Source organism: Streptococcus sp. HSISS2, from assembly GCF_000448665.1.
Taxonomy (GTDB): domain Bacteria; phylum Bacillota; class Bacilli; order Lactobacillales; family Streptococcaceae; genus Streptococcus; species Streptococcus raffinosi.
Genome location: NZ_CM002133.1, coordinates 468,794 through 477,838, shown reverse-complemented (window position 1 = coordinate 477,838; position 9,045 = coordinate 468,794). Strand labels below are relative to the sequence as shown.

Here is a 9,045-nt window from a genome sequence, read left to right as displayed (position 1 = left end):
CAATCATTTCTTGTTTTAATTCAGGGAAATAGTGACGATTCTTCCCCTTTTTAACGATTTCTATTCCGTAACGATCAATCAATCTCATCATGTATTTTAGACCAGAAACATTCACACCAAATCTTTTTTGAAAGTTGGTTGAAGCTTTGTCCTTGTTTTCTAAGTTCATAGATCTGAACTTTATCTTCATAACTCAATTTCATAGTAAAAACACCCCAAAAGTTAGATTTTTTCTGTCTAACTTTTGGGGTGCAGTTCAGAAAGGAGGCTTTTTTAGTAGATTAAAGAGACAAAAACAGCCAATTCAAATGAATTAGCTGTTTCATATTATTTAGCTGAGATAGCTGCTTTAGCAATATAGCTAAGTGGTTGGTTAAAGTGTGGCAAGAAGAACAAATCAAGTAATTGGAGACGATCAATAGTGACACCTTCTTGAATTGCCAATGAGAACATGTGAATACCCATTGAGATATCCATACGTGATACCATTTGAGCACCAAGAACTTTACGTGTATCTTTGTCATAAACAATCTTGATTGTGACTTCTTCATTTCCATCTTCCATAAAGGCAGCTTTTTGAAGATCCGTTGAAGCTACTACTGCAGGATTGAAGCCAAAGCGTTTTGCTTTTTCTTCAGTCAAACCAGTAGATACCATGTTCAAGCCATAGATTGAAATACCATTTGATCCTTGAACACCATTTGATTCGACATCGCCACCACCGGCATTATGACCACCAACGATACCTGAACGAACGGCATTTGAAGCCAAGGCAATGTAGTTGACATCATCAAGGGCATTGTCATAAACGGTAGCACAGTCACCAACGGCGTAAACATCCTTAACTGATGTTTCTTGTTTCTTATTAACAAGGTAAGCGCCATTACGGAATGTTTCCAACTTACCAGCACCAAGAGCTGTGTTAGGACGGAAACCAACGGCAAGAACGACCATGTCGACATCATAAGCATTTTTATCAGTGACGATACGTTCAACTTTAGTATCCCCTTCAACTGCCTTAACAGTTTCACCAAATGCCAATTTAATACCATGGTTTTCCATGTTTTTAGCCATAAGATCAGTCAAGTCATGGTCATAATAACCTGCCAAACAAGTGTCAACAACATCGATAAGAATGACTTCTTTACCGTGACGTTGGAAAGCTTCAGCCAATTCAACACCAATGTAACCAGCACCAACAACTGCTACACGTTTGATATCTTGTGATTTGTCGTTCAACTTATCGATAACTTCTTGAGCATTTTGGAAAAGTTTAACGAATTGAAGGTTTTCAAGAGTAGCTTCGAAAGTACGGCTACCTTCTTTAATTTCAGCGCCTTCGATTGGAGGCAAAATTGGTTGTGAACCAGTAGCCAAAATCAATTTGTCATATGATTCAACATGTTCTTTACCATCAACAAGAGCTGTAACGGTTTTACCATCAAAGTCAATAGACTCAACTGGTGAGTTCATATAAACCTTAGCACCCTTGCTTTCAAGTCCTTCTTTGTTGGCATAGAAAAGGCCATCAGAACCAGAAATTTGATTACCAATCCAAAGAGCCATACCACAACCCAAGAATGAAATGTTAGAGTTTTGGTCGAAAACAACAACTTCATTTTGGTCTCCGTAATTATCGAGAATAGTATTGATACTAAAAGTACCAGCGTGGTTAGCGCCAACAACTACGATTTTTGACATAAGTTTATCCAACTTTCTTTTGATAATAGTTTTACTATAATATTCTACCATATTCAGAAAACGGTTACACCTTTTATGCTCAGACTTTGTTACTTTTTGAACAAATTAAGTACTTTTGCTCTATATTCCTAATTGATTGCGTCAAATCATGCTAAAAACCGCATTGTGATGACAGATAGTATCCCTAATATGACCTCGGTAATACTTACAGTTAGCAATCAGTACTTTGCGCTTAAAAATGCAAAAAAAGAGTGAGTGACACTTACCTCCCTAGAAGAAGATGTCACCACTCTATTTTAATTAGACTAATTCATTGAAATCCCAAACATCTGTCCAACCTTCATAAAAATCAGGTTCGTGACAAACCATAAGAATACTACCTTTGAAAGCTTGAAGTGCGCGTTTTAGTTCTTCCTTAGCATCAACATCCAAGTGGTTGGTTGGTTCGTCCAAAATAAGGACATTATTTTCACGATTCATCAGGAGACAGAAGCGAACTTTAGACTGCTCTCCTCCTGAAAGCACTTGAATTTGGCTTTCGATATGCTTAGACGTTAACCCACATTTGGCTAGAGCCGCACGAACCTCAGCTTGATTTAAGGCTGGGAAAGCGTCCCAAACAGCTTCAAGGGGCGTCTGACGTGACCCTTCTGCTTCTTGCTCGAAATAACCTAGGTCAATGAAGTCACCTGTCTCAACTTCCCCTTCAAGTGGTTGGATGATACCAAGCAAACTCTTAAGCAAGGTAGTCTTACCAATACCATTGGCACCAACAATAGCTACCTTTTGATTACGTTCAAAAGTAAGGTTCAAAGGTGCCTTTGTCAAAGGACGGTCGTAACCAATAACGAGATCTTTGGTTTGGAAAATAAAGCGACCAGGTGTACGACTTTCCTTGAAATGAAATTCAGGTTTGGGTTTCTCTGCCTGCAACTCGATAATATCCATCTTATCCAATTTCTTCTGACGAGACATGGCCATGTTTCGAGTTGCAACACGCGCCTTGTTCCGGTTAACAAAATCTTGCAGGTCTGCAATTTCCTTTTGTTGACGTTCGTAGGCGGCCTCTAATTGAGCTTTTTTCATAGCATAAACGGATTGAAAATTGTCATAATCGCCTGCATAACGAACCAAGTCTTGATTTTCAACATGGTAGACAATGTTAATCACGTCGTTCAAGAATGGAATATCGTGAGAAATGAGGACAAAGGCATTTTCATACTCTTGAAGATAGCGTTTAAGCCAGGCAATATGTTCTGCATCCAAATAGTTGGTTGGCTCATCAAGAAGCAAGATATCTGGTTTTTCAAGCAATAACTTAGCCAAGAGAATCTTGGTACGTTGACCACCTGAAAGGTCCGTTACATCTGTATCCATACCAAAATCCATGACACCAAGGGCACGAGCAACCTCATCTATCTTAGCATCTAGAGTATAGAAATCACGAGTTTCCAAGCGATCTTGAAGCTCACCTACTTCTTCCATTAGAGCATCAACGTCAGCTCCTTCTTCAGCCATAGACATGTAAATTTCATTGATGCGTTCCTCGGTTTTAAAGAGTTCATCAAAAGCCGTCCGAAGAACATCACGCACGGTCATTCCCTTCTCAAGGACAGCATGCTGATCCAAATAACCCGCTGTCACATACTTAGACCATTCCACCTTACCTTCATCAGGTTGTAATTTCCCAGTAACGATAGACATGAAGGTTGATTTTCCTTCACCATTAGCACCAACTAAACCAATATGTTCTCCTTTAAGCAAACGAAAAGAGACATTTTCAAAAATAGCACGGTCACCAAATCCGTGACTAAGATTTTTGACTTCTAAAATAGACATATGACCTATGGACTAAACCAAGATTTAGTCCCTTCCTTTCTTGACATTAACTTAACCATTTTACCATTTTTAAGGTAAATTTGGACCATAAATCATCCAAAAAGCAAAGAAAAAGCAGGACAAGCCTGCTCAATCTTTAGTCTTTTTTCAAAATGCGTTTGAAGATAGGATATAAAAGAGGAACCGCAATGATTGTAACAACTGATGTCCCAAAAGTACCACCAATCTTAACCACTGAAGCCAACATTGCAGCTTTTAAAGGTAGAGATGCAACGGCAGTGTTTATAATCGTATATTTGACAAAATTAAGAATGATTTTCGTCACTGCAGCTATCACCCCAATGAGGATAATATAGCTCGTTTTGTCATTTGATTTGAGGGCTTTCTCAAAAACGAGATGAAGGACATAACAGACAATCAGAGATTCTAAAATCGTTATCCAAACCTCAGCAGCATAACCATTGAGAATATCAAACAGTCCTAATCCTACTGTTGCTACAAGGGCACCTTTTTTTGAACCAAAAATCAAAACAGCAATCACAACTAGGGCATTTCCCAAATGGACAAATTGAGGTCCAAAAGGAATACGAATAAACTGCACACTCACAATAATTAAAGCTGCATACAAACTGAGTTCGACCAATTCACGAATTTTATTATTTACCATTTGTTTCCTCCAATAATTTTTCAAATCCATTAAATAAATAGCCTATGTGGGATTCATAGAAGAGTCCATATTTTACAGGACGACCACTGGACATGGTCGATAAAAGAACCCTATCCATGAAATTCAAGGCCAAGTCACAGACTTCAAGCAAATCTAAGTGGTGAAAATATCCTGACGATAAGATAGCAGTTAGGATGTCACCACTCCCATAAAAATGTTCCGAATAACTAGGGCGCATGAGGTAGGTCGTTTGCTCATTTTCTTTATCAAAATAAGCTAATCCAATTTTTCCTTCCTCTAGTGAGACTCCGGTCAAAAAGACTTTTTTGGGGCCAAGTTTGCCTAAATCCCTTAAAAGCTTTTCGATAGTAGCTTTATCATAGTTGTCTCTTTCCAAATACGGGGACCCAGTCAAAAGGGAGGCTTCTGTCATATTAGGGATAATCACATCCGCCTGCTGACAAAAGTTTCTCATAGCTTCCACATAAGTCTTGTCAAATCCCTGATAGAGCTGGCCATTATCTCCCATTATGGGATCGACAAATAAAGGGATTTGCTTCTCTTCAGCCAATTGAGCAACTAAATCTAGCTCCTCTCTTGACTTGAAATAACCACTAACCAAGCCATCCACTTTAAAGTCCAACTGCTCCCACTGTTGGCAAAAACCTTTCATATCTTCTTTAAGATCTCGTAGATAGATATGCTCAAACTCGCCGGTATGTGAGGACAAAAGAACCGTAGGCAAAGGAAGGACTTCAATCTGACAGGACGACATGATGGGGAGACTACTGGTTAAGGCGACCTTGCCCAAACCAACCAAATCATTAGCAACTATAAGAGTCGTCATCTAGTTTCCTTCCCAAACTTTTTTAAATTGTTTAACAAAGCCCGTATGGAAATAAATGTAATAGGCTAGTCCAAGACCGATTATGGCTGCCACAATATCAAAAGGAAGTTTCATGATTGCAACTGCTGGCGTACCATAGACAAAGGCACGGCCCAGTCCGTAACCCACCAAATCAATGAGAGCTCCAAGCAAAAGACCTAAAATGGCTCTTGATTTAGACAATTTGCCTAAACGTCTGCCAACTATAAGTGCAATAGCAAGGACTTGTAGGCTATGTGTCACTAAGGTCACCCACATTGGAAGAGGGTAAAAGAGAAAGTCACCAATAAAGGAACCCACCCCTGCTATAATGACAGCTTCCGTCGGAGGAAAAATCAAACCAACCAAGAAAATAACGATACCGTTAAAATAGAAATGTCCTCCTGGGACGGGAATAGATAAGAGACTCGAGCTCAAAATAATGACAAGTGCCATAAAAAAGCAGAAAGGGTTAAGCGTTTTGTTGACATACCTAAAACTCCTTGATTAATAAATATAATTCAAGTTTATGAAAATTCTGACGATTTTACAAGAGGGCTTTTTAGAAACTGTACGGGTACAGAATTTCATTCATCAAAAAATCACCACACAAGCGTGTGATGACTCATTTTATTTATCTTTTTTATCGAAGTATTTGACTGGTGCTTTTTCTAGATTTCGTAATGATACCTTGGCCGTTGCATTTGCCTCCGTACCATAGTCTGAGAAATCAATGGTCAAGTCATGATCAAAGTCAGCAACGGTATAGTCAACCACAATCTCTTTGACTTCCTTAGGAGCAATCTTGGTCTTATTAGCAATCTTATCTCTGTCATCATCTTGAGAAAAGACCATTGTAGCAACCTTGACTTCCTTATCTTCTTGTTTAACATCAAGAACTACCTTCATCAATAGAGTGTAGGCATTCATGGTTTCTTTACTTGTGTTGCTAAGTTTATAGTGTACACGGACAGCCTTTTGTCCTTCAGGTGATTCGATTTTCTTGGCAGAAAGAACTTGTACACTAGCATCTTGGCCAGTAAATAACAATTTGTTTTTATCGTAAGTCCATGTAGGCTCCTTTTCTGTCGTACAAGCCGACAAGCCAATGATGGTCAAACAGGCCAAAGCGACAAGGCCTAAAATTTTCTTAAAAGTCATTTTATAATCTCCTTAAACTTGTTTTGAAGGGGAGTTAATATTTCCTTACAGCCTTTTTATTATGTCAAAATCTAATAATCTTGTCAAATTTTCCCAGTAACCTTGCCTAAAGCCTATATCTAAGGTACAATAAGGAAAAATCTGTAAGGGGTCAGTTATGAGTATTTATCAAGATATTTTAGAAAGCATTAAGAACGATATCCAAAATGGTAGTTTGGAAAAAGGGAGCAAGTTACCTTCCATTCGTCAACTTAGCCAGTCTTACTCCTGTAGTAAGGATACTGCCCAAAGAGCCCTCTTGGAGCTTAGATATCAAAACTATATTTACGCTGTCCCCAAAAGTGGCTACTATGTTCTTGAGGGACGCTCCGATTCAAGTGACAAAGTCCTTCTCAATCTTAATGACTATAATCAGTTGGCCTACGAAGACTTTCACCTTTGCCTAGATGAAAGTTTGGCTGGCCATCAAGACTATCTCTTCAATTACTACCATGAACAGGCTGGACTCAAAGAACTGGTTGAAGCGTTAAAAAATCGACTAGCAGCTGATGATATTTATGTGAATACGGATCAGATTGTCATCACTTCAGGAAGTCAGCAAGCCCTTTACATCCTCTCACAGATGGATTTTGGTAATGGTGGTCATAAAATTCTATTGGAACAGCCTACCTACCACCGTATGAACCAACTGGTTAACCGTCAAAAATTGACCTATGAAACCATAAACCGTGGATTTGATGGATTAGATCTTGACCTCCTTGAAAAGTACTTTAAATCTGGCCAAATTAAGTTCTTCTATACCATTAGCCGTTATTCCAATCCTCTAGGTTTGAGCTATACTGCCAAAGAAAAGGAAAAGCTAGCTCAACTAGCCAGTCAGTATAATGTTTATATCGTTGAGGATGACTATATGGGGGACTTTAGTGACAGTAAAAATCTTCCGATTCACTACTATGATACCCACGACCGCATTATTTATATCAAATCATTTTCCATGGCACTTTTCCCCGGGTTACGTTTAGGTAGTGTTGTCCTACCACAAAATCTCAGAGCTACCTTTTTGGCTCACAAAGGACTTATTGACTATGATACCAATCTTATTATGCAAAAGGCCCTCTCAGTCTACCTAGATAATGGCATGTTCCAAAAAAATATAAAAAACTGCGTGATCTTTTTCAAGAAACCATGGCTAGAAGTCAAGAAACTATTGAACGAGCTAATGTGACTTTACCCTACCAAATTTCTCCTAGACATATCACTTGGCAGCTTCCTAAAGGGCTTTCTTTAGAAAAATTTAAAGCTCAAACACAGATGCGTTTCTTAGAGTCTTCCTTTATTAGCCCTACATCTGATACCTATCTGCAAATAGGTCACGAAGAAGAATTGAAAACTTTTTTAAAACTTTTGCAAACCATAGACTGAAAACTAGTACACACAAAAAGCCATCAAACGATGGCTTTTGTTTATTTAGTCTGTTCAAAGCGAAGGTGGACAATCACCTTGTCTCCATAACCGTTACGCTCCAAATCACGTTGTAAGCGATATGAAATGTAATGTTCAGCAATATTGATAAAACCAGCTTCCATAAGACGATTTTCAACCAATGACTGAATCATGTTAATGGTTGGGCGTTCTACTTGGGCATCTTGAAGATCAAGCACTACTTTACGAGTTACTTGAGCTAGGTTTTGGCGCCAAGCATCATCAATAACATACACAGTCTGGGCTGCTTTTAAGATGGCTTGGTAGATTTTATCAGGATTAAATTCAGCAACTTGACCATTACGTTTAATAATTTGCATGGCTACCCTCTTTTCAAGTTTTTTCTTTTATTATGCAGAGAATTTACATATTTGTCAAGTGCAAATCACTGAAAGACCTTTTCTAACTGCCTACTCCCAGAATTTAGAAATATAGAGTGGCTTGCCATGTCTATCAAAGGAAAGTGTTGCAGTATAGGAATCTAACTCATGGTGTCGCATATAATTAGCGATTCTTTTATCACCGTTTATCAGGTGAATGTCATAAGTCTGCCCGTCAGAGCTTACAAAGTGAGCATTAATTCTAGCACTACTCGTTTTTGAGCCAACATGACTAATATCTATTTGTTCAACTTTGCCATCAATGGTTTTAGCTATGGGTCCTCCATAATCTTTGTAAATAGTGACGGTAGCTAAAACATCCTCAACCAAAACATAGGTCATTCCGAAAATAAACAAATAAACTATCGGTATGACAATGAAAGATAATTTACTTTGACAAAATTTTTCTTTATGCCAAGCCCAGATATCTTGAGGTGACATGATTAAAAACTTCTTAACATACTGATGAACAAGTAACCTATAGACTAACACTAAAAATGTTAATTGCCCCAAGGGATAAGCAAAACTGGGTAAGCCATCAATAAGTATATTGACTTTATCAGATTCAAAGGTGTAATGTCCCCATACCCCGTCAAAGAACTCTAAAAACAAATTATCTCCTTTATGTAATATCGTCTAATCACTTAAAAATCCATCTTCTCAGATGGATTTTCTAACTATTAACGTACTTCTGCTTTAACTTTTTCAGTGAGAGCTTTGGTAATTTTTTCCATGTATTTGGCAACTTCTTCGTCTGTAAGGTTGTCATTTGGATTTTGGAAGGTAAGGCTATAGGCCATTGATTTCATTCCTGCACCAAGTTTTTCACCTGCATAAACGTCAAAGAGTTTAATGGCAACCAAGCGTTTCACTCCAGCAGAGTTAATAGCATCAAGAACTTCTTGATGGGTGATGTCAGCCTTAAGAAGAAGGGCGATATCACGTGATAC

The 9,045-nt window shown here is 38.3% G+C and carries 7 protein-coding genes and 4 pseudogenes; 1 reads left to right on the top strand and 10 read right to left on the bottom strand.

Annotated features, from left to right (window positions below; genetic code table 11):
• From HSISS2_RS11440 to HSISS2_RS02275, 7 genes and pseudogenes are all read right to left on the bottom strand, one after another.
• Positions 1–203 (bottom strand): annotated as a pseudogene (locus HSISS2_RS11440) (IS3 family transposase); the annotation flags it as partial.
• A 124-nt stretch (positions 204–327) separates the two neighbouring features.
• Positions 328–1,701, bottom strand: coding sequence for a H2O-forming NADH oxidase (locus HSISS2_RS02300; RefSeq protein ID WP_021145179.1), 1,374 nt, complete (start codon positions 1,699–1,701; stop codon positions 328–330).
• 300 nt (positions 1,702–2,001) lie between these two features.
• A complete protein-coding gene (gene abc-f, locus HSISS2_RS02295) occupies positions 2,002–3,540 on the bottom strand; it encodes a ribosomal protection-like ABC-F family protein (RefSeq protein ID WP_021145178.1) in 1,539 nt (512 codons plus the stop codon).
• Between the two features lie 136 nt (positions 3,541–3,676).
• Positions 3,677–4,207 carry an ECF transporter S component gene (locus HSISS2_RS02290; protein WP_021145177.1) on the bottom strand — a complete coding sequence of 177 codons (531 nt, stop codon included), beginning with the start codon at positions 4,205–4,207 and terminating at the stop codon, positions 3,677–3,679.
• Entirely contained in the window at positions 4,197–5,054 is an 858-nt protein-coding gene (locus HSISS2_RS02285) for a pyridoxamine kinase (RefSeq protein ID WP_021145176.1), read from the bottom strand. The genes HSISS2_RS02290 and HSISS2_RS02285 overlap by 11 nt, the downstream gene beginning before the upstream one ends.
• Positions 5,055–5,563: pseudogene (locus tag HSISS2_RS02280) on the bottom strand (ECF transporter S component). It abuts the gene before it with no gap.
• A 139-nt stretch (positions 5,564–5,702) separates the two neighbouring features.
• Complete coding sequence (locus HSISS2_RS02275; protein WP_008534875.1) at positions 5,703–6,233, bottom strand: DUF5067 domain-containing protein; 531 nt, start codon at positions 6,231–6,233, stop codon at positions 5,703–5,705.
• A gap of 157 nt (positions 6,234–6,390) precedes the next feature.
• Here HSISS2_RS02275 and HSISS2_RS02270 point away from each other — a divergent pair.
• Positions 6,391–7,655 (top strand): annotated as a pseudogene (locus HSISS2_RS02270) (PLP-dependent aminotransferase family protein).
• Positions 7,656–7,696: 41 nt separating this feature from the next.
• Here HSISS2_RS02270 and HSISS2_RS02265 read toward each other — a convergent pair.
• The 3 genes and pseudogenes from HSISS2_RS02265 to HSISS2_RS02255 all read right to left on the bottom strand — a co-directional run.
• The gene (locus tag HSISS2_RS02265; RefSeq protein WP_021145172.1) at positions 7,697–8,035 is read right to left on the bottom strand and encodes an ATP cone domain-containing protein; all 339 of its coding nucleotides are present in this window, start codon (positions 8,033–8,035) and stop codon (positions 7,697–7,699) included.
• A 90-nt stretch (positions 8,036–8,125) separates the two neighbouring features.
• Entirely contained in the window at positions 8,126–8,707 is a 582-nt protein-coding gene (locus HSISS2_RS02260) for a hypothetical protein (RefSeq protein ID WP_021145171.1), read from the bottom strand.
• Positions 8,708–8,775: 68 nt separating this feature from the next.
• A pseudogene (locus HSISS2_RS02255) lies at positions 8,776–9,045 on the bottom strand (phenylalanine--tRNA ligase subunit beta); the annotation flags it as partial.